This window comes from Okeania sp. SIO3I5 (assembly GCF_010672085.1).
In the GTDB taxonomy this organism is placed as follows: Bacteria; Cyanobacteriota; Cyanobacteriia; order Cyanobacteriales; family Microcoleaceae; genus Trichodesmium.
The window spans coordinates 66,858-91,672 of record NZ_JAAHHT010000027.1 but is presented as its reverse complement, the minus strand read 5'-3'; the positions used below and the strand labels follow the sequence as shown (position 1 = coordinate 91,672).

General features: G+C 35.2%; 22 protein-coding genes and 1 CRISPR repeat array. Of the genes, 11 read left to right on the top strand and 11 right to left on the bottom strand.

Going from position 1 to position 24,815, the window contains the following annotated elements; genetic code table 11:
• Nucleotides 1-235: 235 nt before the first annotated feature.
• Both F6K40_RS08690 and F6K40_RS08685 read right to left on the bottom strand, forming a co-directional pair.
• A complete protein-coding gene (locus tag F6K40_RS08690) occupies nt 236-1,255 on the bottom strand; it encodes an ABC transporter ATP-binding protein (RefSeq protein ID WP_293134216.1) in 1,020 nt (339 codons plus the stop codon).
• Between the two features lie 399 nt (nt 1,256-1,654).
• Nucleotides 1,655-1,858, bottom strand: coding sequence for a hypothetical protein (locus tag F6K40_RS08685; RefSeq protein WP_293134213.1), 204 nt, complete (start codon nt 1,856-1,858; stop codon nt 1,655-1,657).
• A 255-nt stretch (nt 1,859-2,113) separates the two neighbouring features.
• Between F6K40_RS08685 and F6K40_RS08680 the strand changes: the two genes are divergently transcribed.
• From F6K40_RS08680 to F6K40_RS08650, 7 genes are all read left to right on the top strand, one after another.
• On the top strand, nt 2,114-2,296 hold the full coding sequence (locus F6K40_RS08680) for a hypothetical protein (protein WP_293134210.1): 183 nt from the start codon (nt 2,114-2,116) through the stop codon (nt 2,294-2,296).
• Nucleotides 2,297-3,566: 1,270 nt separating this feature from the next.
• A complete protein-coding gene (locus F6K40_RS08675) occupies nt 3,567-4,226 on the top strand; it encodes a bifunctional 4-hydroxy-2-oxoglutarate aldolase/2-dehydro-3-deoxy-phosphogluconate aldolase (RefSeq protein ID WP_293134207.1) in 660 nt (219 codons plus the stop codon).
• Nucleotides 4,227-4,335: 109 nt separating this feature from the next.
• The gene (locus F6K40_RS08670) at nt 4,336-4,968 is read left to right on the top strand and encodes a L,D-transpeptidase (protein WP_293134204.1); all 633 of its coding nucleotides are present in this window, start codon (nt 4,336-4,338) and stop codon (nt 4,966-4,968) included.
• A gap of 737 nt (nt 4,969-5,705) precedes the next feature.
• Nucleotides 5,706-6,647 carry a metal ABC transporter solute-binding protein, Zn/Mn family gene (locus tag F6K40_RS08665; RefSeq protein WP_293134201.1) on the top strand — a complete coding sequence of 314 codons (942 nt, stop codon included), beginning with the start codon at nt 5,706-5,708 and terminating at the stop codon, nt 6,645-6,647.
• A gap of 193 nt (nt 6,648-6,840) precedes the next feature.
• A complete protein-coding gene (locus F6K40_RS08660) occupies nt 6,841-7,683 on the top strand; it encodes a metal ABC transporter ATP-binding protein (RefSeq protein WP_293134199.1) in 843 nt (280 codons plus the stop codon).
• A 356-nt stretch (nt 7,684-8,039) separates the two neighbouring features.
• Nucleotides 8,040-8,858 carry a metal ABC transporter permease gene (locus F6K40_RS08655; RefSeq protein ID WP_293134196.1) on the top strand — a complete coding sequence of 273 codons (819 nt, stop codon included), beginning with the start codon at nt 8,040-8,042 and terminating at the stop codon, nt 8,856-8,858.
• Between the two features lie 261 nt (nt 8,859-9,119).
• Nucleotides 9,120-9,632 carry an RpnC/YadD family protein gene (locus F6K40_RS08650; RefSeq protein ID WP_293134194.1) on the top strand — a complete coding sequence of 171 codons (513 nt, stop codon included), beginning with the start codon at nt 9,120-9,122 and terminating at the stop codon, nt 9,630-9,632.
• 23 nt (nt 9,633-9,655) lie between these two features.
• Here F6K40_RS08650 and F6K40_RS08645 read toward each other — a convergent pair whose 3' ends face one another.
• The 5 genes from F6K40_RS08645 to F6K40_RS08625 are packed head-to-tail and all read right to left on the bottom strand — an operon-like array spanning nt 9,656 to nt 12,504.
• Nucleotides 9,656-9,943, bottom strand: coding sequence for a Bpu10I family restriction endonuclease (locus tag F6K40_RS08645; RefSeq protein ID WP_293134225.1), 288 nt, complete (start codon nt 9,941-9,943; stop codon nt 9,656-9,658).
• Nucleotides 9,944-9,955: 12 nt separating this feature from the next.
• Nucleotides 9,956-10,282 carry a hypothetical protein gene (locus tag F6K40_RS08640; protein ID WP_293134191.1) on the bottom strand — a complete coding sequence of 109 codons (327 nt, stop codon included), beginning with the start codon at nt 10,280-10,282 and terminating at the stop codon, nt 9,956-9,958.
• A 16-nt stretch (nt 10,283-10,298) separates the two neighbouring features.
• Nucleotides 10,299-11,483 carry a DNA cytosine methyltransferase gene (locus F6K40_RS08635; protein WP_293134188.1) on the bottom strand — a complete coding sequence of 395 codons (1,185 nt, stop codon included), beginning with the start codon at nt 11,481-11,483 and terminating at the stop codon, nt 10,299-10,301.
• Between the two features lie 24 nt (nt 11,484-11,507).
• Entirely contained in the window at nt 11,508-11,942 is a 435-nt protein-coding gene (locus tag F6K40_RS08630; protein WP_293134185.1) for a hypothetical protein, read from the bottom strand.
• Complete coding sequence (locus F6K40_RS08625; RefSeq protein WP_293134182.1) at nt 11,914-12,504, bottom strand: Panacea domain-containing protein; 591 nt, start codon at nt 12,502-12,504, stop codon at nt 11,914-11,916. The genes F6K40_RS08630 and F6K40_RS08625 overlap by 29 nt, the downstream gene beginning before the upstream one ends.
• A gap of 204 nt (nt 12,505-12,708) precedes the next feature.
• Here F6K40_RS08625 and F6K40_RS08620 point away from each other — a divergent pair, with 204 nt between their 5' ends.
• The gene (locus tag F6K40_RS08620) at nt 12,709-13,713 is read left to right on the top strand and encodes a Yae1 family protein (protein WP_293134179.1); all 1,005 of its coding nucleotides are present in this window, start codon (nt 12,709-12,711) and stop codon (nt 13,711-13,713) included.
• Nucleotides 13,714-13,818: 105 nt separating this feature from the next.
• Nucleotides 13,819-14,163 carry a FliH/SctL family protein gene (locus F6K40_RS08615; protein WP_293134176.1) on the top strand — a complete coding sequence of 115 codons (345 nt, stop codon included), beginning with the start codon at nt 13,819-13,821 and terminating at the stop codon, nt 14,161-14,163.
• Between the two features lie 201 nt (nt 14,164-14,364).
• Nucleotides 14,365-15,090: a CRISPR direct-repeat array (repeat unit 37 nt; unit sequence ATTTCCATTAATTCCGCTTCTCAACAGAGTGAGAAAC).
• Between the two features lie 387 nt (nt 15,091-15,477).
• Here F6K40_RS08615 and F6K40_RS08610 read toward each other — a convergent pair.
• Together F6K40_RS08610 and F6K40_RS08605 are read right to left on the bottom strand one after the other, a co-directional pair.
• Nucleotides 15,478-15,612 carry a hypothetical protein gene (locus tag F6K40_RS08610; RefSeq protein WP_293134173.1) on the bottom strand — a complete coding sequence of 45 codons (135 nt, stop codon included), beginning with the start codon at nt 15,610-15,612 and terminating at the stop codon, nt 15,478-15,480.
• Nucleotides 15,613-16,011: 399 nt separating this feature from the next.
• Complete coding sequence (locus F6K40_RS08605; RefSeq protein WP_293134170.1) at nt 16,012-17,247, bottom strand: LL-diaminopimelate aminotransferase; 1,236 nt, start codon at nt 17,245-17,247, stop codon at nt 16,012-16,014.
• A gap of 546 nt (nt 17,248-17,793) precedes the next feature.
• On the opposite strand from F6K40_RS08605, the gene F6K40_RS08600 reads away from it, so the two are divergent.
• Together F6K40_RS08600 and F6K40_RS40710 are read left to right on the top strand one after the other, a co-directional pair.
• The gene (locus tag F6K40_RS08600; protein ID WP_293134167.1) at nt 17,794-18,615 is read left to right on the top strand and encodes a polysaccharide deacetylase family protein; all 822 of its coding nucleotides are present in this window, start codon (nt 17,794-17,796) and stop codon (nt 18,613-18,615) included.
• 620 nt (nt 18,616-19,235) lie between these two features.
• Nucleotides 19,236-19,331 carry a diguanylate cyclase domain-containing protein gene (locus F6K40_RS40710; RefSeq protein WP_365670715.1) on the top strand — a complete coding sequence of 32 codons (96 nt, stop codon included), beginning with the start codon at nt 19,236-19,238 and terminating at the stop codon, nt 19,329-19,331.
• 1,087 nt (nt 19,332-20,418) lie between these two features.
• On the opposite strand, the gene F6K40_RS08595 is transcribed toward F6K40_RS40710, so the two are convergent.
• Both F6K40_RS08595 and F6K40_RS08590 read right to left on the bottom strand, forming a co-directional pair.
• Entirely contained in the window at nt 20,419-20,778 is a 360-nt protein-coding gene (locus F6K40_RS08595) for a hypothetical protein (RefSeq protein ID WP_293134164.1), read from the bottom strand.
• A gap of 960 nt (nt 20,779-21,738) precedes the next feature.
• Nucleotides 21,739-23,799 carry an ABC1 kinase family protein gene (locus F6K40_RS08590; protein ID WP_293134161.1) on the bottom strand — a complete coding sequence of 687 codons (2,061 nt, stop codon included), beginning with the start codon at nt 23,797-23,799 and terminating at the stop codon, nt 21,739-21,741.
• Between the last annotated feature and the right edge of the window lie 1,016 nt (nt 23,800-24,815).

Below are 24,815 nucleotides of genomic sequence, written 5' to 3'. Positions count from 1 at the left end.
CCAGTCTGTAACAAGCAGGATGCTTGTGTTACAAAAATTTTGTACCTCACGCGCCTCCGAAATTGCTGTAATCTTAATTATTTAGGAGTCAGGAGGAAAGAAAGAATAGTAGAGGGAGAAAGTTTTGTGTTTGCGCTCTGATCCGGACAAGAAATCATACCTCCAATCACCAACGCCTTATTTTTTAGGTAAGACAATCCACTACAAATAAAGTTCCTGCATAATTCCCATAAGCTTACCGCATACTCTGTTTTTTCTCTGCTTTCAAGTCTCGACTATTGGCAGCAGCTAATTCTGCATCCATTAAAGTTTTTCCTGTTGCTGCTAAATAAACATCATCTAAACTTGGTCGCGCTTGAGCAATACCAAAAATCGGTAAACCTGCTGCTTGTAATGATTGTTGAATTCTGATTAAAGCATCACTCTGGGGCGTGACAACTAAATTTAAGGAATTGCCCTGAGCAGCATTAATAATCACTTCTTGAACTATTGGTAGAGGTTCAAGTAATGTTTTTGCTGTTTCTGCTTCTTCAGTAGGGGAAAATTCTCTAATCCGCAGAGTAATGCGATCGCCTCCTACCCTATCTTTAAGTTCAGAAGGAGTACCAGTTGCTATGACCACACCTTTGTCAATAATAGCTACCCGGTTTGCTAAAGCATCAACTTCTTCAAGATAGTGACTGGTAATCAAAACTGTTGTACCTGAGTCTCGCAACTGACGCAAAAAATCCCATACTGCTACCCGACTATCAATATCTAAACCAACTGTGGGTTCATCCAAAACCAAAACATCTGGTTTATGTAGCAAACCTGCAGCTAAGTCGAGACGTTTACGGATACCACCAGAGTAAGTACCTGTTTTTTTATCCGCCCAATCTTCTATACCTAGGAGACTAATTACTTTATTGATTCTTTCTTTGGCCAGTTTGCCAGGGATATGATATATTGCACCCTGGAGTTGCAGTAGTTCTCGGCCTGTTAATACCTTGTCTAAGGCCACTTCTTGAGCAACATACCCCAGGCGTTGTCTGGCCATTCTTGGTTGGTCAACCACTGAAATATTAGATACTTCTAAACGTCCAGCATCTGGTGTAATTAGGGTACATAGAGCGCGTAGGGTAGTTGTCTTGCCAGCGCCATTAGGGCCAAGTAAACCAAATATTTCTCCAGGTTCTATCTTAAAGGAAACGTCCTTAACTGCTACAGATGAACCATAACTTTTTTGAAGATTTTCTATTAAAACTGCTGATGCCATAGTTCTTGGTATATTCAGGATTTTCTCTGAATATTGTAATTGTTTATTAGACCTCTTGCAAAATTTTTAATTACATCAATTTAAGACATGAAATAAACAATTTTTACCCCCTATTGCCTATTGCCTATTCCCTATTCCCTGACTTCTGCAAAAAGTCTATTATTGATTTGACCAAGAAATTAAGCTTATCTGTCTCCTCCTTCAGGCAAAAAGAGGTGCTGATAACTGATATAGCAGTCGAAGCAAAGGTTAGAACATTTATAAATCCTGTTTGCGGAGCATTTCCCTATAAGAAAAACCCTTTAATAGTCTCCTTTTCCCTGTCCCCTGTTCCCTCTTCCCTAGCACTACGCGCTATAACTGAAATGGCACTTAGCAGAGTACATAAGTAGGTAAATTTCATTCAACAAGTTTTACCCATCCACGGCGAATACGATAAACCAACCTATTAATAATAGCAGATTCATCATCACCCAGATCGCCACCGGATAATACACTCTGAATCTGTTTACGTTCATTGATAGTAATAACATTTGAGGACATCACTTGAATAAATATTTCCTCAAGTAGACTTTCTGCTGGTGATATATTGAGTAATCTCATGTTAATTATTAACTAAGGACTAACACTTTTATTATTATTATAGTTTTTCTAATTAGATAGGGTGATTTTAATAATAATTAGTTAATGATTATTATCGACTTAATTTATAATTGATGTCATAAGTTCGATGTGAGTTGGTTTCTGTTTGTTGGTGATATTTGTCACTGATATTCTATCTGGTTGCGTTTCACTACATAAAATTAGCTGAAGTAATATCATGTCCGCTTGATATAGAACTCCTGAAGGGATCTATGATTGGGAAGTGTGGGAAGTGTGGGAGGTGTGGGAGGTGTGGGAGGTGTGGGAGGTATGGGGAGCGTAGTCCGTACAGGACTCAAAAAATGTAGGGTTATAAATATTCTAGCTCAGACAATGAATGAGCAATGTCTACACAAGCGCTCCCGTACGGACGTTTTGCTGACGCTTTCGCTCCGCTAACGCTACGCGACATGTTTGCGCAGCATTCCGTAAGGAAAACGCATTAATGCTCAAGCAACGTCCCTACCCTACTCCCTCTTTTCTTGAAATATAAAGCTTTCAGGAAAGCGGTTTTAAGGAGTCTAACAACTATAAGGGTTCAGGAGACCGAAAAATTATGAAAAATGACTGCCAGAATCATCAAACCCAGATGGGTATTGGACTTGTAATATCATGTCCGGTTGAACAGTTATAAATAATTAGGGAGGAGTCAGGAGACTCGAGACTCGAGACTCGAGACTGGAGTAATGAGTAATGAGTAATGAGTAATGAGTAATGAGTAATGAGTAATGAGTAATGACTAATGAGTAATGAGTAATGAGTAATGAGTAATGAGTAATGAGTAATGACTAATGACTAATGAGTAATGACTAATGAGTAATGAGTAATGAGTAATGACTAATGACTAATGACTAATGACTAATGAGTAATGAGTAATGAGTAAGAAGGTAGGAGTTAGGAGTTAGGAGTAAGAAAGGAAATGAAAATGCATAAATTTTTAAATTCGTGCTTCTAGCAAACACATATTTTAGTTGAGGATTTTTGAATGCGATTACTGTATAACCGGATTTTATATCAGGAGGGAAGAGGAGCAAATTTTTTTATCACGCTCTTATCCGGACATAATATAACTTATTAAATAAATACCAAATGGGTTCTATAGAATCCGGTTGTATAATATATGTTTATAACTCTATAATTACTTCAATTTCCCCATCTCCCCATCTCCCCATCTCCCCATCCCTCCATCTCCCCATCCCTCCATCTCCCCATCTCCCCATCTCCCCATCTCCCCACCCCCAACTATACAATAAGTATTCAAGCGGACATGATATTAGGCAGTAGGGAACAGGGAAAAAATATTCATTCTCTCAGTTGAACTACATTAACCTAGAATATGCTGTATATTTTCCTTATTCCCGAAAAATAAAGGTTGAAATCCTCTCCTTTCAAGGAGAAAAGAAAAAAATTCCTTTTAACCAATCCTCTTCTTAAAAAGAAGAGGTAATTATTAATTATTAATTATTAATTATAGCATTTCTCAGCAATCGTGAGGTACACCTATCTTAATTTTTTCCTATTCCCTATTCCCTATTCCCTATTCCCTGTTCCCTGTTTCCTGTTCCCTGTTCCCTGTTCCCTGTTCCCTAAAACCAAGGAATTTTGTACCTCACGCTTCTTGGGAATTGCTATATTAATTATTAATTATTGAATTCTGCCTTCTTACTTTATGATTCAAGAAAACTGGTTAGAAACATTACGCAAAAATCGAGTAATTGCTGTTATCCGCACCTCAAAAATGGAACTTGCTCGGCAAATGGCAAAAGCTGTTGCTGCTGGAGGTATCCGGATCATAGAAATTACTTGGAATACTCATCAAGCAACAGAATTAATTACTTTACTCCGCTCCGAATTACCAACTTGTACCATTGGTACAGGTACATTATTAACCCTAGAAGAGTTACAAAAAGCACTTAAAATTGGTTGCCAATTTGTCTTTACCCCACATACTAATCCTGTTATGATTCAAACAGCAAAAATAGCAGGTGTGCCCATAATTCCCGGCGCTCTTTCTCCCACAGAAATAGTTACTGCTTGGCAAGCAGGAGCTAGTTGTGTTAAAATCTACCCAATTTCGGCAGTTGGAGGTACAAATTATATTAAAAGTTTGCAAAGGCCTTTAGGAGAAATTCCCTTGATTCCTACTGGCGGAGTAACTTTAGAAAATGCTCAAGAATTTATTAAAGCAGGTGCAATTGCTGTAGGTTTATCAGGGAAACTATTTCCTGAAAAATTAATAATAGCTGAAGATTGGGAAGCGATCGCTCAACAAGCTCAAGCTCTTGTTAAACAATTTTCAGAAAATGAGGGAGTAGGGAGTAGGGAGTAGGGAGCAGTGGGAAATAATTGATTTTAATTTTATTAATGTCCTAACACTTTTTTATAGTGCTATCAATTAAAAACAGACCATAATTTTATTATTGAAGAGAGGTATAAATATGAAAAGCTTAATGAAAAACTTACTAATTTCAATACTGACACATAAACCAAGTTTCTTGACTAAAATTCCTGATTTTAAAGACAATAATCAGGGTCAAAAAAACAGTTTATTGATTGGTTTCTCTAGGTCTTATAGTTCTAAAAAGTCATATCAAATAGTTAAAATATTCGCCAGTGCAGCACTAACTATTACAACCTTTTTCTCTTCGTCAATACCAGCTAAAGCTAGTCGATGGGAAAATGTAATTGCCACAAGAATGTTAGAGTTGCAACAATCAGATGAACGTTGGATTTCAATAGATTTATCTACTCAAAGATTAATTGCTTGGGAAGGAAATAAAGCGGTTTATGCAGTCATAGTCTCCACCGGCAAAGCATCAACTCCTACACGCTTAGGCACTTTTAGAGTACAAACAAAATATCGCACCGCCAGAATGAGGGGACCAGGTTACGACGTACCCGACGTTCCTTATACTATGTATTACGATGGAGGAATGGCAATTCATGGTGCTTATTGGCATAATATGTTCGGCACTCCAGTTAGTCATGGTTGCACAAATGTAGCAGTCGATCACGCGAAATGGTTATTTGACTGGGCATCCGTGGGAACGCCTGTGGTAGTACACGAATGAGACCTAAATATTATTTGGTTAAAAGCGATCGCCAATCCCCTCTATATTGTCATTCTCTGAAGCTCCCGCAAAAAAAACTGGCGCCGGAAAGAAAATCAAGGTTGCATCTGCAAAAAAACTCTGATAGTATTATGTTATAATATAGAATCCGGTGATACAGTATATGTTGATAATTCTATAATTTTCAGTATTCAATCTCCCCTACGGACGTTGCATGCAACTATTCAACCGAATTTGATATTAGGGGTAGCTCGCCACTGTACTAGACTTTTTATTCAACACAAAAAAGATTTTTGTAGATACTTCTAAATTGAACAGAAATAAGACTAGGAAAATCTGAGAAGTGAAAAGCGATCGCCTCTCCTATAAAAATTTCCTTAACTCCTCCATATTTTCATTTTATAAAGCTCCAGGGAAAAAATCAAGGTTACATCGTCAAAACAACTCTTCTAGGGCTTTTTTTGTTGTGGTTTATATTGTACAAATTTGAAAAAAGAATGTTACGAATAGTAATGGGGAGAAAAAGATTTTAGAGGAGATACCGCTTTGATAAAAAAGATAATTTTCGACTAAAAAATGGTGTTGAAGCCATTTCTCCTGACTCCTGACTCCTAGTCCTGACTGCTGACTATTTAATTGTGACTCTTGACTCCTCAAAATTCCCTAGATATTTGTAGCAAACATTTATCAAAATTGTATTAGAATGATAATCATTCTCAAAATATAGATCAAAACGAATGTTCAGAAAATTTCAATGGATCGGTAGTTCATTATTAGCAGTAGTAGCACTTATTACAACTGCTTCCCTAGGAAATATTAGCAGCATAGCTCAAAATAGAGATGGAACTAAGATAGTTGCAACTATCTTGCCAGTATATATGTTTACGAAAGGAGTCACGGGAGAAACTGGAGAAGTAGAAATCCTAGTTCCTGCGGGAACAGATCCCCACGAATATCAGGCAACACCGGAAAATGCTCGTACTATTGCAGAAGCAGATGTATTAGTCAAAAATGGGTTGGGGTTAGAAGAATTTTTAGAGAAATTAGTCGATGCTACTGGTAACTCTCAGCTACAAGAAATTGATGCTAGTCAAAATATTAAACCGATAGAAGAAGACAAGGATGAGCATCACGATCATGATCACGACCATGATCACGACCACAGTCACGAAGAGGGAAACCCTCATGTTTGGTTAGACCCAGTTTTAGCACAACAACAAGTCAAGAATATTCGCGATGGTTTAATTAAAGCTAACCCGAATAATGCAACTACTTATCAGACAAATGCTAATATTTATCTGCAAAAATTACAGCAACTTGATCAAGAATTTCAAACTCGTTTAGCTCCCTTCAAAGGATGTAAATTTATTGCTTTTCACGATGCATATCCCTATCTGGCAAAACGCTATAATTTACAACAAACAGCAGTAGTAGAATTGCCACAAGACAATATTACGCCTAGAGATATTCAAAGAGTAATAAATGCAACTAAAGAATATCAAGTCAAAGGTTTACTTGCAGAAATAGGATTTAATGATAGTCGAATGCAGCAAATTGCTAAAGATATTGGATTACCAATTAAAAAATTAGATCCAATTGAAAGCGGTTTGTTAGACCCAGAACATTATTTTACTGCGATGAAAAATAATTTAAAAACTTTAGAGGAAATTTGTCAGTAAATTCATATTATGTGCTGCTTCCAGGAGCGCATAATCTTAGTATCAATCAACAAATTGCCACAGATATTCAATGATAATTCCAAACATTAGATCCGATCAACAGTGCTTTACCAAATAATTAAATAGAAAAGTGCTAGGATATTTTATTATATTCAATTCCCTCACGGTTTTAACCAAAGGTAATTATCCATTAATGAATAGACCAATAACATTATTTAACTACGATGATAAATCATTGAAAAAGTATGGAGAAAGTTTCCCAATGAAAGTAGTAGAAATAAAAACAAAATTCCCAGTAGTTGATGTACAAAATCTGACAGTAGTGAGAGGCAAATATCAAGCAGTTGAATCTGTCTCATTTAAAATTTTTCCTGGCAGTAATACGGCAATAATCGGACCTAATGGCGCAGGTAAAAGTACATTAATTCAAGCAATCTTAGGTTTAATTTCTTATGAGTTTGGTTATATAGAAATTCTTGGTAGACAAATAAAAGATTTAGGAAAATATTGGCATCAAATTGGTTATATTCCTCAGAAGTTACTTTTTGACCGGAGTTTTCCTTTGACTGTAGCTGAATTAGTTAGTTTGGGTTTACCTCAACGAGGTTTGATGAAGTCACCGGAAAAACTTATGTCTGTAGAAAAAGCTTTGCTACAAGTTAACTTACAAAATCATCGTAAACAGTCCATAGGAAGTTTAAGTGGAGGGGAGTTAAAACGGGTTTTATTAGCATATTGTTTAGTGCAACCTCGGCAGTTATTAATATTAGATGAAGTGATGGCTGGCATAGACCCAACTGGAGAAGTAGAGTTTGCAGAATTATTAGCAAATTTACAGAAGGAAAAAGGCTTTTCTATTCTTCAGGTTTCCCATGATTTAGATATGGTTAGTAGTTATTGTGACCAGGTTATTTGTATAAATCGTCGTTTATTATGTCATGGTAAACCTAGTGTTACTTTGGATGAGGATAATTTGAGTAAGATTTATGGAAAAGGTTTTACTAGATATTTTCATCTTTCCAAAAAGAATGGGTAATTCTGTAGAAGTAGTGATTTAGATTGGAGGCAAGGGATAGGGAATATTACTTGCAGGAAAAATAGCCGTTTATCTCTATAACTGATACCAATTCACTTTAAGGATGTCACAAATAGTTTCAAACTTTAAATATCAAATAATTGCCTGAAACTGTAGGGAAGTGTCAAAGTTTTTAGCAGATCAAATCTGGAATTATGAATTCTCAATTCTCAATTCTGAATTCAGTGAGTTTGATTAATCAAATCTCTAATTTTTACTCATTACTAATTACTCATAACTCATAACTCATAACTAATTACTCATTACTCATAACTCATTACTCATTACTTATTACTTATTACTAATTACTTATTAATATGAATTTTTCAGAATCGATAAGTTTATTTAGCCTGCCTTTTATGCAACGGGCAATTATTGGTGGTATTCTGTTAGGAATTTTGGGAGGTATTCTCGGTGGATTTGTGATTTTACGCCAGTTATCTTTATTTGGAAATGCTTTAGGTCATACTGCCTTTTTAGCTGTAGTGATAGGTGCTTTATTACAGTTACCTCCAATGATGGCTTTAATTGGTTTCTTACTATTATTTGGATTAGGAATAAATTATTTAATTGAAAAGACTAATTTAGGAGGAGATACTATTTTAAGTATCGTGATCGCTGGTTCAGTTGCATTGGGAACAATTGGATTTAATTTTGTACCTGGATATCGTGGTAATTTATTGTCTATATTGTTTGGTGATATTCTGGCAATTAGTAATTTAGATTTGGTTTTTCTGGCAATATTATTGGCTGTATCTTTGGGTTGGCTAGGATTAACTTTGCCAAAACAAATATTGTTAACTTTGAATTCCGAGTTAGCACAAATTCAGGGAATTCCTGTACAGAGATATCAATATATATTTATGATTATTTTGTCCTTGGCGATCGCTCTTACTATTAGAGCAGTTGGTATTTTATTGGTGAATGCTTTTTTAGTAATTCCAGCAGCTACAGCAAAGTTAATTTGTAATGAGTTTGTGCCGTTTTTAGGAGTTTCTGCACTAATTGGTGCCCTAAGTGGAGTGATAGGAATGGTATTATCTGGTACTTTGAATTTACCTTCAGGCCCTAGTATTGTGTTGGTACAATTATTGGGATTTTTAGTAGTAGTCTTTTCGAGTAGGGGACGATTTTAAATATCAGTTATAAGTTATCAGTTTTTATTTCCTTTTCTGGCGGTGGGGATAATCTTAAAAGATTTGAAAGATACAGAAGGTTTTGAAAGTCTCTATTTATTACCTTGGCGTGACACTTTTGGTTTAATATTTTGGTTTTTGGCGTTGAAAAAACATATAGTAGTTCAGAATTTTTCCATTAATTACAAATAATTTTATATCTGAAATTCTACTCTTAATTACCCATAAAAAAATAGGTTGTAATATTTTATCTAATGGGGTTTGGAGACCAAACCCCTACAGTTTTTTTTTCACGAATCATTTCATGTAGCGATTAATCAACTACCCATTCATCAGGATACTTTGTGGTTGCGGGTGTTGGGAAAAGGTCAAACACAAGACCAAGCTATTTTAGAATTGGAAACTCTACCCAGAGGCAACCCACTTCGGGAAAATCTAACCGAACTTCTCACAAGTTGGCACGTCACAATTCAATTTAGAGAAAATATAGATGAAGATGATCGGGAGTTACTGATGAGACTATCACCTGTTTATTTACGTTGGCGTGAAGAGACCTTGGAGGAAGGTATCCAGCAAGGTATTCAACTAGGTGTTCAACAAACAGAACAAAGGATAAAGCAAATGATTGAAAATTTTCTCAATGCTCGGTTTGGTTCCCTAGATTCAGAACTATTGGCTATTATTGAACCAATGTCCCAGTTGTCTCCAGAGGAGTTGACTTCTTTGTTATTAAATGCTTCACGGGAAGAATTATTGGAGAGATTTGGCAAGTAGTTACTGACTAAAACAATAAGGTTTTATATCTCCTTAAAAAAGGAGATATAAAAAGAAAATTCTGCTGCCGTTGCTGCATCTTGAAGCATAGTTTTATCCAAATAAGTTTTGCATTCTATAACTACAGCAGGTACATCCCAAATATGACTTTCTAATTCTTGGGAACCCTGACAATTCATTTGGGTATGAATTCTTACTCCTATTGCAAAATCATTATCTTTTAGTTCAATTAAAGCATGAGGATAACTGAGCATATATTGATAATTTTCAGAGCGAAAAAATATATCTTTGAAAGTACGAGACTTACCAATTAAAGCTTGTGATTAAAATTCACTAACTAAATCTTTGAAAAGGTAATACATAAATTTTTCCAAGACAGATGAATGGAGATTTGAACGAGAATCAAATTTTTCACAATAGTGTTGTTGTTCTAGAAAATTTTTGTATTCATTCAAAAATTCTACTCGCTTTATTAACAACTCACTATCTTGCTTTGTTGTTTCAATCAACGGACCTAATAGCTGTTCATTAGCTGACTTCCACTCATTATATTTTGCTCTGATTTCTGTTAAATATTTCCGAGATTCTGTATCTCTATATTTGCTTTTATGATTTTCCTTTTGCTCTAAATTTTGACCGTGAACATACATTTTATTTAACTCTCTTTTACAACTGTTTTAAGATATTATCGGCAATAGCTTTAGCTAATAAAGGAGGAACGGCATTTCCAATTTGATTGTATTGACATAAATGTTTTTCTCCTAGACGACCTTCTCGAGATAGTAGTTTATGACTAACAACTGTTGGTTTACCCATGAATTTAAAACTATCTGGAAATGATTGTATTCTTGCACCTTCTCTAGCTGTGAAATTTCTATGTTGATAGGGGTGAACAAAGTTAGCATAAAATGAAGCTGGAATTGTATGGCATGGTTTATCTGGATGGAGTCTTCTATTATTTTGGTCGTAGATTTTTTGAGCTATTTTTGTAGAGTTCCTTTGGCGTGGTTGTAAATGTTTTGGTACGTCTTTTACAGAACTTCCCCAAGTCATTGTGGCAAATCTTTCTACCATTCTTTTAGTATGATTCATTGCTTTGTGATTAAACAAAATTTTATTGCCATTTCTCAACAATTTTTGATATTCATTCGACGGCTTTTGGGAATAATTTGACTCTTCTTTTCCTTCACCAGCTTCTAGTTGAGGTAAATCAGAAATAGCATCCCATAATGTCGGACAGAACTTTAAATTTTCTCCAAATAAAGACATTTGTTGATTAGTTAATATTCCATGAGTTGGTAACGGAAAAGGATTTTCTAGTTCTCGTTTTGAAGCAATAATAAATAAACGTTTTCTGATTTGAGGCACGCCGTATGCTGTAGCTTCTAATATATCTATGTAGACGTTATATCCAATCTTTTTTAATTCTTGTTCAATAATGTCGATAACTTTTGTTTGAGATTGAGTCTGAAATTTAATTAGGTTAGGCACGTTTTCCATAATTAATATTTCTGGCTCAAAAACTATAGCTACTCTGATTAATTCTCTAAAAAGATTATTTCTAGGATCTTTAGGGTCTCCAGAATTTTTATTGCAAATAGAATATCCTTGACAAGGCGGACTTCCTATCAAGATTTGTGGTTTTTTATTAGCCCAAATTGCTGCTATATCCTTATCAGTAATAGTCGTAATATCTTGATTAATAACAACTGCATCTGGATGATTATAAGCAAAAGTTTCTGATGCCCATTTATCTATTTCTATCGCACCAATAATTTGAAAACCTGCCCACTTAAAACCAAGGCTAAATCCACCTGCACCGGAAAAAATATCTAATATTAATGGTTTCATAAACAATATTTTTAGCAAAAATAATCAAGCAACTATTTGATTTTTAGTATTTTCTCTGCCAATAGATTTTCCCTCAAAAGTTTCTTGAATAACATCTTTAATCTCTCGATCGGGAGGTCGTTTTTCAAATTGTTGATGATTATAAATCCAGAAAGGATTAATCACTCTTTTCTTATCCCAAACTAAATACATTAATCTGATTTTTCCTGATGCACCTTTAGCAATATTTAAAACTAACTTATAAAACTGACACTCATCAGGTAATTCAATACCTTTTGGTAAAGGTTCATGCCTTTCTGATTGGGGATAAGGGTTAATAATTAGTTTTTCCAGGTGTTCACTAATAACCCGAATAAATTCCTGTTTTTTAGATTTAGATTTATAGGTTTTGACTAACTTTTTAAAACTCCGTTCAAAGTTAGTAGTCTTCTCAATCGAGAAGAGAGTTGAGCCAGTCATTTACTTCTCCTTGCTGAATATATTCTGGTTCTTCCTTAGACTCTATTGCTGCTTTTAAAAAATCAGAAACGATAGAAGCGTATTGAGGATGTTCTTTCTCAATTTCTAAAAGTTGTTCTTCTCCTAATAAACGCATATCTTCTAATGATATAGTTTCGGTTGAACTTGCATAACTAGGTAAACCTTTTCTGGCTTTTTTCCAAGGAAATTCTAAGTGGGTTAAATTACTTAAATAGTAAGCATGATATTCACCGAAATATTGCCAAGTTTCTTCTAAAACTTCCTTAATTTCTGAGGGAATATTAGCAATACTTTCCTGATTTGGGATTGGTAATTGTTCGGCTTCAAATTTACTGTAAAATTTATAAGCAGGAGAACAAACAGGACCATATCGCCAAGCTTGTATTTCTTCAGCGAATAAAGGTTCATCATTAAGCGCTAAATATAAGCATTGACTATAGTAGAGAAGTTTTTGTATTTTCATATTAGTTATTTGAGCTTCTCTACCATCTTCATAAGCCCGCATAATGAAATATTTGGCTATTTCTAAGGGGTTAATCATTACACTTTTATCTGTTTATTTTTAATTCAATACAGCTATAAATATTGATTATTTTAACACTAAGTCAGGGTAAGTATGCCACCCTTACAAAGATTTAATTGATTTAATCATTTCCACCAAAATTCCTATAATCTTTCTTGAATCTTTAATATAGTAATTCTCTACGTTGCATGAGATACTAATAACTGATAACTAATAACTAAAATGACACGAACTCCCCACGATCAATTTGCTAAACAGTATTTAGAAGAGTTACTAACTGTATTAGGCAAAGTCGAAACCAGTCGCGATGTTGCCAGCGAAGTCCGGGAAATAGACGTATATTTTATCCCTGTCATTCCACCGCCAAAAGACCCCAAAATTTTAGGGTTACTAGGTAAAATGGCAGCTACCGCTTCTATTTACGAACCATTTAGAAATCAACCACAACGACTGGAAATACTAGACTGCCAAGCCAAACTCAATTTTGTTATTAATCAGCAAAAACGTAAAGCTAGACGGGAAAATACTTCCTATTCTGAAACCGAATGGCCTTTCCTGTGGATTTTATGTCCCTCTTGTTCTGAAAAATTAATTGAGGGTTTTGGCGCTAAACTAGACCGAAGTGGTAAATGGCCTACAGGTGTTTATTTTTTGGCAGAATTTCTAAACACAGGATTAGTGGCAATTAATCAGCTACCGATAAGTCAGGATACTCTTTGGTTGCGGGTATTGGGAAAAGATCAGACACAAGACCAAGCTATTTTAGAATTAAAAGCTTTACCAAAAGGGAACCCACTGCGGGAAAATCTCATGGAGCTTTTGGCAAGTTGGCATATCACAATTCAATTTCGAGAAAATGAAAATATAGATGAAGAAAATCGGGAGTTACTTATGAGATTATCACCTGTTTATTTAGAATGGCGTGAACAGACCTTAGAAGAAGGTCGCCAAGAAGGCCACCAAGAAGGTCGCCAAGAAGGTCGCCAAGAAGGTCTTCAGGAAGGTCGCCAAGAAGGTCTTCAGGAAGGTCTTCAGGAAGGTCTTCAGGAAGGCGAACAAAGGACAAAGCAGCAAATGATTGAAAATTTACTCAATTTCCGGTTTGGTTCCCTGGACTCAGAACTATTGGCCATTATTGAACCAGTGTTGCAGTTGTCTCTGGAGGAGTTTACTCCTTTGTTATTGACTGCTTCACGGGAAGAATTATTGGAGAGATTTGGCAAGTAGTTACTGACTAAAACAATCAGGTTTTATATCTCCTTAAAAAAGGAGATATAAAAAGAAAATTCTGCATTCTAAGTTTTCCTATTGCAGGAGTTACTAATAATTGAAATGACTTGGCACATCACAATTCAATTTAGAGAAAATGAAAATATAGATGAACAAGATCGGGAGTTACTTATGAGACTATCACCTGTTTATTTAGAATGGCGTGAACAGACTTTGGAGGAAGGTCGCCAAGAAGGTCTTCAGGAAGGTCGCCAAGAAGGTCTTCAGGAAGGCGAACAAAGGACAAAGCAGCAAATGATTGAAAATTTACTCAATTTCCGGTTTGGTTCCCTAGATTCAGAACTATTGGCTATTATTGAACCAGTGTTGCAGTTGTCTCTGGAGGAGTTGACTCCTTTGTTATTAAATGCTTCACGGGAAGAATTATTGGAGAGATTTGGCGAGTAGTTACTGACTAAAACAATCAGGTTTTATATCTCCTTTTTTAAGTTTTTTCACTCATAGAATTTATTAAAAATACGGTAAGCAAATACAACTTGTTTTTACAAGATGAGGTTTGCTTACCGTAACTTTTTGTTTATGTTAATTTCAGTTACCTAAAGAGTAGGAAACTGACAATTTCATATTCCCTGGAAAATTCGTTGAATTGTTTCCATTAATTCCGCTTCTCAACAGAGTGAGAAACGGAACACAACTCAATTTGCTACCGATAAAGATGTCCCGACTGAGTTTCCATTAATTCCGCTTCTCAACAGAGTGAGAAACTCGGAGCTTATATGCACTCTACTTTAAAGATTCCGTTTCCATTAATTCCGCTTCTCAACAGAGTGAGAAACTTTGAGTATTGCCCAGAGATAAGCACCGCTATACACCGCATAACGTTTCCATTAATTCCGCTTCTCAACAGAGTGAGAAACTTGTTCTCAACAGAGTGAGAAACATGATAATCAGTGCAAGAGACTGACTCAAATACTATTTCCATTAATTCCGCTTCTCAACAGAGTGAGAAACAAGGGATCAATACCTTGGCCTCGAAAATAGAAGATAATTTCCATTAATTCCGCTTCTCAACAGAGTGAGAAACTGATATTTGGCATATAGGGAAGAAAGAAGTAAAAGTATTTCCATTAATTCCGCTTCTCAACAGAGTGAGAAACTACTAACTCTAAAGGAATAGATGATTATTTGTTTATTTCCATTAATTCCGCTTCTCAACAGAGTGAGAAACGGTAGCTATAATGTTGGCTGAATCAACAAGACTAAATTTCCATTAATTCCGCTTCTCAACAGAGTGAGAAACGATCCTTACCTTTATTGATGGGTTGTTAATCAGTTCTATTTCCATTAATTCCGCTTCTCAACAGAGTGAGAAACTGCAGGGTTCTAGAACCCTTACCAAACCTAATCTCTGAGCCTCAATTGCGAGGATCGACTTTATAATACAACAAAACATCAAAAAAAAGCCATACCCATTTCAAAAAAAAATCATCAAACCCTTACCCAGCAAAGTTTTCAACTTTTGCGCGGATATCCTCCTGCCATCTACAACCCTCAAACCCTTACCCACAAACAGCTTTAACCCCATTTTTTACCTACCCTCTGCCGAACAGCTACCCACCCGCGCAAAAACTCAGTTTTAGGGGAGACAAATATAACTTTATTTACTACTGAATATCCATGCCTCAAGAGATAAAAAAAGGTTGACTGCCATGATTACTATTTTTCCGAAAATTTCTGAGATAAACCCTGTTTCTGTCTAATTTATAACGAGCGCTCGAAATAAGAAACTAGGTTGATTGCCACAATTACTCTTTTTCCAGAAATTTCTGAGATAAGCCCTGTTTCTGTCTGAGTTAAGAGCGATCGCTCCAAACAAGAAACCGAGTTTATTACCATAATTGTTCTTTTTCAGGAAATTTCTTAGATATAGCAGTTCCGACGGTTATCAAGCACATTTACAATCCCCCTAAATCCCCCTTTGAAAGGGGGACTTTTTGTTGGCTCCCCAATTACTCTTTTTCTGGAAATTTCTTAGACATAGCAATTCCCACGGTTATGAAGTACATTTACAATCCCCCTAAATCCCCCTTTGAAAGGGGGACTTTTTGTTGGCTCCCCCGCTTAGAAAAGGGGACTTTGAAGTTACCCTCTTCCTTACACAAGACCCCTTTTTGTTGGCTCCCCCCTTTCAAAGGGGGGCAGGGGGGGATATAAAACTGTACCTCATAAATTAAATAACTACTATAAACCCGGTTTCTGAGCGATCGCGTAGGGACGTTCCATGGAACGTCCCTACTAAACTTTAAATTTCTCAGTTATCCGTTTCATCGCTTCGTTGACATTTTCCCGACTATTAAAAGCGGAAATACGAAAATAACCTTCACCTGCTGCACCGAAACCAGAACCGGGAGTACCGACAACATTACAATTTTGCAACAGCTTATCGAAAAAATCCCAACTCGACAAACCTGTGGGAGTTTGCACCCAAACATAAGGCGCGTTCACTCCTCCATAAACAGTTAACCCTGCTGCTTGTAACTGGGAGCAAATAATTTTCGCATTCTCTAAATAAAATTCGATCAACTTTTTCACCTGCGCTTTCCCTTCCTCGGAATAAACTGCTTCTGCACCCCGCTGCACGATATAAGAAACTCCATTAAATTTAGTGCAATGACGGCGGTTCCACAATTTCCATAATTCTACATCGCTACCATCAGCAGCTTTCCCTTTGAGAGTTTTGGGTATGACAGTCAACGCACAACGAGTACCAGTAAAACCAGCATTCTTTGAAAAAGAACGAAATTCGATCGCGCATTCTCTTGCTCCTTCTATCTCATAAATAGAATGGGGAAGACTTGCATCGGTAATATAAGCTTCGTAAGCAGCATCGAATAAAATAATGGCGTTATTCGCTTTGGCATAATTTACCCATACTTGCAAATATTCTTTAGTTGCCGTCGCACCAGTGGGGTTATTAGGAAAACACAAATAAATCAAATCCACCTTTTGAGTAGGAATTTCGGCAGTAAAATTATTCTCTGCTGTTATTGGTAAATAAACGAAACCCTCATATTCTCCTTTTTCATTCACATTACCAGTATTACCTGCCATGACATTCGTATCTACATACACTGGATATACCGGATCTGTCACAGCAATAGTATTATTATTGCCAAAAATATCTAGAATATTACCAGTATCACACTTTGAACCATCAGAAATGAAAATTTCCGACGCATCAATATCGCATCCCCTAGCTTGGAAATCTTGAGTCGCAATTATCTCCCGCAACCAACCATAACCCTGTTCTGGGCCATAACCCTTAAAAGTCGAGCGATCGCCCATTTCTGACACAGCTTTAGTCATGGCCTGACAACAAGCTTCTGGCAATGGTTCCGTTACATCTCCAATACCCAATTTAATAATTTGGGCGTCGGGGTTTGCTTCAGCGAAGGTATTAACCCGTCTAGCTATTTCTGGGAATAGATATCCTGCTTTGAGTTTGAGGTAATTATCGTTAATTGTTGCCATAATAAATTGCAAAAAGTCACTTACAACAGCATAGCGGGAACTATTCCGTTTTGCTGTATGATTGCTAAATTTAGAAACATTAGTATGTCAGCATTCAGCAATAAAAATCAACCAGGGAGGGTATCTTCGTTACACCCAGTTGAGCAAGGGATTTGTACTCCGCTAATGTAGGGTTTGCTGATTAAATTTTAAAGCATTGACTTTAATCATGGTTTTAGCTTTTTTAGGTATTAAAAAAGTACAAGGTTTTAGCTATTTAGAGCTGCATAAAGTAAGGATTTTGATTGACGCTCTTGCTGAAAAATCACGAATTAAATTCTTCCTCCTGCCTCCTCTAAATTCCTTACTTCTCCTGTCTTCCCCTCCTAGGAGGGGTTAGGGGTGGGTTGTCTCGAGTCTCCTGACTCCTACCCTTACTCATAAGATTTTTTCAGCAAACCCTAATGTATTTTTTCTAATAAGTTGATAACTGATGGCTGAATACTTATGTTAGTATAATCAGAATTTATGAGGTTAGTTTGGATGGGGAATTTGATTAAATATTTCATGTTAAATTTCATTTTTATCCTGTTGGTTTCTCAGATGTCTGGTTGTCAGAAAACCAGTAAATCTATAGATAATTTTGATGATTTTGGAGTTGATAAATCGTCGCCAGTTACTGTTTCTGTTTCCGCAAATATCAGCACGGCAAAAACTATTATTCCTAAACAGGTTGTGGAAGCTGTTCCTATTTTGATGTATCATTCTATTTCTGTTAACCCGAAGAATGATTTAATGGTGCCTCCTGATGTTTTTGCTGCTCAAATGAAACATCTACATGAGACTGGTTATCAGACAATTACTTTTAAAGATTTAGAAGATTGGCAAGCTGGTAAACCTATCCCGAAAAAACCTATTTTACTTACTTTTGATGATGGGTATATTGATAACTACACTACCGCTTATCCGATTTTAAAGAAATATAATTTGCAAGCTACATTTTTTATTAGTTTCAATTATCTTGGTGATAGTCGCCATATCTCCTGGCAAAATATTCAAGAAATGTATAATTCTGGTTTGATTCAATTTGGTTCTCATACAAATTCTCATCCTGATTTGACTGTAATATCTAGCACTCAACGCCAGGCAGAAATATTTCAATCTAAGGAAAAGATAGAGGAAAAAATTGGTTCTGAAGTTATTGCTTTTTCTTATCCAGCAGGTGTTTATAATGATCTCGTTTTAAGGGATGTTTCAGAAGCAAGATATAAGTTTGGTGTCACTACTAAACCAGGAAATGCTAGAGTAGAACAAGGTTTATTAAGTTTACATCGGGTACGGGTTCATGGGTATTATACTGTGGAGGATTTTGTTAAGATATTTCCTTAATTATTGGATAGTTATTGTTTAATTTTTCTGTTCTGAATTTGTATATATAGCATTTCTAACTCTCGTGATGTACACAAGTTTTGAATTTTAGGGAATAGGGAAGAGAAAAAAATACTGTAGCTCATTAATATGAGAAACGCTATATTTCTACTGCAATACAATTTCTCGATCGCAATGCTCTTAATTAGGGTTTGCTGAAAAAGTCTTATGGGTGAGGGTAGGAGTCAGGAGACAGGAGACAGGAGACAGGAGGAGTAAGGAATGAGCGAGAAGGCAGAAGGAAGAATTTAATTCGTGATTTTTCGGCTCTTGTCAACCCTTTCATCCTAACTTTTTGAGCTTTAAGGAGCAAAAACCTTGTACTTTTTCCAGACATAAAACGGCTAAAACCTTTATCTGTAAATGCTTTAAAATTTAATCAGCAAACCCTAATTATTACTCAATTAGGTGGATTAATTCAACGCAAAAAAGCAGAAATAGCCATCAAAAAAGCTAACCAAAATTTACAAGTAATTGCTAGTTTAGATAGTCTAACCTCCTTGGCTAATCGTCGTAAATTTGATGAATATTTTTACCAAAAATGGGAACAACTCAGACAAGAATAAAAGCCTTTATCTTTGATGATTTGTGATGTATATTATTTCAAATATTATAATGATTATTATGGGCATCCAGAGGGAGGTCAGTGTCTCAAAAAAGTTGCTCAGGCGATGTAAGCATTCAGCTATTAGCATTCAGCTAGCCTCCTGCGGAGGAACTCCGTTAACAGCTTTTTAACTTATGCAAGAAACGACTAAGATTGAGCTAATGAGCAATTTCATTCATAACTTTTAATTCTCGTCATAAGACTAATTCTTCTTTCCAATATAATGAGTTAATAACTCATAGCTGAGAGCTGATAGCTAACCGCTGAATGCTTACCAGGCGATTAGTAAAATCGTTATATTTCCTACTGACTTAGTATGTCGTTATGGTGGAGAATAATTTGGAATTATATTGCCCAATATAAATCTTGATGAAGCTTTACGAAGAGCAGAATTAATTAGATTGGAAATCAAAAACCTTCAGATATCTCATGTTTATTCAAAAACAAGTCCTTATGTTACTATAAGTTGAGGAGTAAGCAGTATAGTTCCTAATTTAAAATTATCCCCTCGTACATTATTAATAGATGCTGACCAATCGCTTTATAAAGCAAAAGAACAAGGACGAAATTGTGTTTTTGCCCATAAAAATAGCTGTGTTTGTTAATTAATTTGTTAATTAAGTATTCAACGAAAATTAGTTTTTTTATATTTAATGCTGACGTTAAGTAGGTCTCCTAAATTATTTTTATAGCACTCACAATTACTATTAGGACATTCTTGCTTCTATCAAATTTAGTCAGAGCAATAATTTTAATTCTGACTTCAACTATATATTTACTGCTGTTGTCTACAAGTATTTTTGTTCCCAGTTAAGCTGTTCATTGCTTACAAATATTAAATTAATTTTGTACAGGTGCTTATATTATAGTAATAGTAATACCCAGTAAATTTTAAGTTTGATTAGTTATAAAAAAATCTTTCCTCTCCTTCTAGACTAATCTAACTTCTCACTATAAAGTATTTCTCAGTAAGTGTGAGGTACACTTTTATATTTCTTGCCTGTTGACTATTGTCTATTGTTTGAGGGAGTAGGGAGTAGGGAGTAGGGAGTAGGGGAATAGAAAAGAATAAAAACAACTGTACCTCATAACTGTGGGCTATAATCAAAATCAATCCCAAAAAACTTTAATAAACAATTTAATTTAATTTAATTAATTTAACGACTTAATTTTCTGTATATTTCCACTAACACTCCAATAAATGAGCCAAATATACCTCCAATTATAGCTCCCCAAAAAGGAATCAATAGGGGACTTAAACAAAGATAAACTCCCTCTAAACCATCAGCACAATTTAGAGGTTGAATTTTTTGATGAGCCATAAGAAAAAAAATAACTGTAGTTAAAATTGAAGTAAAAGTCGCTGCATTAAATATTCTCATCCTACATCTAAATTTAGTAATTAAGTGAGTAATTGCACCAACTATTCCCCCAATAGTACCTCCGATGATAATGCCTATGCAAGCACCAAATAATGAAACAAACCAGACAAACACGACGGGAAGTATACTACTCATAAAATCCTCCTAATTTTATATTTTTTGTGGTCCTAAAATGTCAGGATTTATGTATCTCCAAGTTAGTTATAAAGGGGTACATCTCAATTTTTAATAAAGCCGAAAATTTATCCCTTTTAGGGAACAGGGAACATGAAAAAAGTATTTTTGGAAATATTGAGATACACCAATTATAAATAGACTTATCAAAATATTTTACTCAGCAAGTTAACCGTTTAATTATTCATAATTAAAAAAATCAAGACTTGCAGTCATCTACATTAAGAATCACATTCTTAAGCTAATTACCGTAAATACTTATTCCTCGATTGTAACCCAACCAATAACACCAAGTCAATAATCAGCATTAATATTGCAATAATTAAGAAACGATATTTAGTATTATTGCTCAATCAAACCTCAATTAAAAAAAATTAGTTGTCAATAGAAAAATTTTCTACTAACAACTAACTATTAACTATTAGACTTATCCGAAAATCCAAAATTTAATCAATTATTATCCATAAATTATCAATTACCGAATAATTAATAATTAGGGTTGGCTGAAAAAGTATACAAGAGTAAGGGTAGGAATCAGGAGACTCGAGACAACCCACCCCTAACCCCTCCCAGGAGGGGAAGACAAGAGGAATGGGTATGGGAGCGAGAAGGCAGGAGTCAGAATTATCCCTTGATTTTTCTTCCTAAGTCAACCCTTTCATCCTCACTTTATGCAGCTCTTGATTAAGGAAAACCTTGTACTTTTTCAAGACTTAAAAAACCTCAAACCATGATTAATGTCAATGCTTTAAGATTTAATCAGCAAGCCATAATTATTAATTAAATAATTCAGGTTAAAAGCCTCCTCTTTTAAGGGGAAAAAAAAATTTTTTTCTTTTAGTCAATCCTCTCCCTTTTAGGGAGAGGTAATTATCCATTATCCATTATCCATTATCCATTATCCATTAATGAATTATCAACTTAGCTAGAAGAAGCAGGTAAAGAAAGTTGAGGTTGAGTATTTGGTTTATGACCATTACTATTACCATTACCATTAGTATTAGAATAATCTGGAGATAATAATACTTGACGAATCAAACGAGCGATCGCTCGTTGAGTCAAACCTCCTGCTACTTGTTGCCCCATCTTTTGCATCTCTGGTTTAACTAATATATTTGGCACTAATTGTACTAACTGCATAGCATCAAAACCAGGAGTATCCTGAATAATTTGCCAGATATTTTTAATATGTTCTGCTCTCTTTTCCTCTGCTGGATTTCTAGATGTAGTAACTGAAGTTTTTTCTACCTTCAAACCCAACCATTCACCTACTTTAGTCCTGGCATTAATAAATGTATTTATCGATGCTAAATCTAGACTGTTAATCAGCTCTTCAACTAAACGAACCCGAATAAAATCTCCCCGTTCAGATAATAAAAAATCAAGAGCTTGATCCAAAACCTTACTAATATCATAATCATCACTATTACTCGCATTTCTTAAAAGATTTTCCAATCTATTCCAACGAAAATCACCATCCTTAAAAAGTAAATCTTTTAGAGAAGTTCTCAACTCAGGAGCAGGGTCAGTTAATAAACGTTTTGCCACATAAGGATAAGCTTTACTCAACACTTTAAAATTAGGCTCAACATTAATAGCAATACCTTCCAAAGTTACCAAAGAGCGAATAATCAAAGCATAATAAGCAGGCACCCGAAATGGATACTCATACATTAAAGCCGATAACTGGTCTGTAATACTCTTAAAATTAAGCTCTGCCACACTTGCACCAAGAGCATTATTAAACACACCAGCTAATGCTCCAATAATCGGAGTTAAATCAGTTTCAGGAGTTAAAAATTCTAGCTTCACATAATCCTGAGCTAAAGCATCAAAATCACGATTTACCAAATGTACAACTGCCTCTAATAAACCATATCGCTGATAAGGTTTAACCTGACTCATCATACCAAAATCTAGATAAACCAATTTACCATCAGGACTTGCTAATAAATTACCAGGATGAGGATCGGCATGAAAAAAACCATGTTCTAATAACTGTCTTAAAGAACATTGCACACCAATTTCTATCAGATATTTCGCATCAATATTTTTAGCTTTTATAGCTTCCAAATTAGTTAGCTTAGTACCCGTTATCCACTCCATTGTCAACACACGACGCCCGGTATATTGCCAATAAATTTTAGGAACATAAATATCTTTTAAATGACCGTAGAGTTGTTTAAATTTTTCAGCATTTCGACCTTCTTGAGTGTAATCCATTTCCTCAAATATTCGAGTACCAAATTCATCCATTATTGCTACTAAATCGCTACGGAGTCGCTGAATCTTTTTATGTGCCCAAATAGCTAATGTTCTTAATATATAAATGTCTAAAGCAATGCTTTCTGATAAACCAGGACGTTGTACTTTTACTGCTACTGTTTCACCTGTTTTTAATTTGCCTTTATATACTTGTCCAAGGGAAGCAGCAGCGATAGGATTTGGTGTTAATTCTGCATAAATTTCTTCTGGAGGAAAACCTAATTCTTCTTCTATAAAATGATAAGCAATTTCATTGGGAAAAGCAGGTAATTGGTCTTGTAATTTAGTCAGTTCATCTAAATATGTTGGAGAAGCTAAATCTGGTCTAGTAGATAGTGCTTGTCCTACTTTAATAAAGGCAGGACCGAGATTTGTCAAAATTTCTCTTAACCAGATTGCCCGTTTTCTTTCATTTTTGGTGGCATTACCAGTAATTTTGTCCAACCACAAGTTAAAAGCAAATAGGACAAAAGTCCATAAGATACTGATTCGCCGTTTCCAGACTTTAAAAGGACGTTTACTATAGATGGCTGTTATTGCTTCTGGATCGTAGCGTAGGGTATTATTTTCTGTTGTCTCTGGAGGATTTGGAGATTTGAGCATTTCTGTATCTATATTTTTTAGTTGCATTGCCTCGACTTCTACTGTGTCTAATTTCTTGCTGTTGGAATTGATGTCTTTTTGGCGAGGTATAAATGATATTGTTTCTAAATCCATAATATTTAAGAAAAATTTAACGAATCTTGTTAAATATTGTAACAATAACCCTACTGTTTCACTGAAGTCAAAAGTTAAAAGTTAAAAATAAGATTTTAAAAGTTGGAAAAATATATTTTCTCAGTAAGAAAGTAAGAAATATTAGAATATCAAACCTAGAGAGCAAGGTGACTGAGAGTTTATTTCCTAAGAATTGAAAATTATTGTTGAATCTGACTATTGCTCTATAGAATCTTTAGGCGTATCTTTTACATTAGGTTTTATTTCGACAACTTTCCCGATATAGCTGCCACACTTGCTTCCCCTTTCATGTCGCAGAGTGAAAAGGGAACGGAGTTTGATCGCAGAGAAACTATGATATTTTTGCTTGAATAAAAAGTCATGCGTATGGGCGAGTAACCCCAGCTAAACTTTATGATATCAAAATTTTTCTGAAGATGCAAGGGAAAATCCTTTGACGCGCCGATTTTTTCGGGAGCTTCATAAAATGACAATGTTGGTGATTTTTCACTGAGGGTGGATGGAAAGATTCGAGCAAGGAAAAATTACCATTTATGGGAGCTTCGTAAAATGCAAACATTTCTGGTATTGCTCCTGGGAAAAATTTCTGAATATTTGATTGCCTCTGAGTAAAGATTTTGGTTGAATAAAAAGTCATGCGTATGGGCGAGTAACCCCAGCTAAATTTTATGATATCAAAATTTTTCTGAAGATGCAAGGGAAAATCCTTTGACGCGCCGAATTTTTTAGGAGCTTCATAAAATGATAATGTTGGTGATTTTTCACTGAGGGTGGATGGAAAGATTCGAGCAAGGAAAAATTACCATTTATGGGAGCTTCGTAAAATGCAAACATTTCTGGTATTGCTCCTGGGAAAAATTTCTGAATATTTGATTGCCTCTGAGTAAAGATTTTGGTTGAATAAAAAGTCATGCGTATGGGCGAGTAACCCCAGCTAAATTTTATGATATCAAAATTTTTCTGAAGATGCAAGGGAAAATCCTTTGACGCGCCGA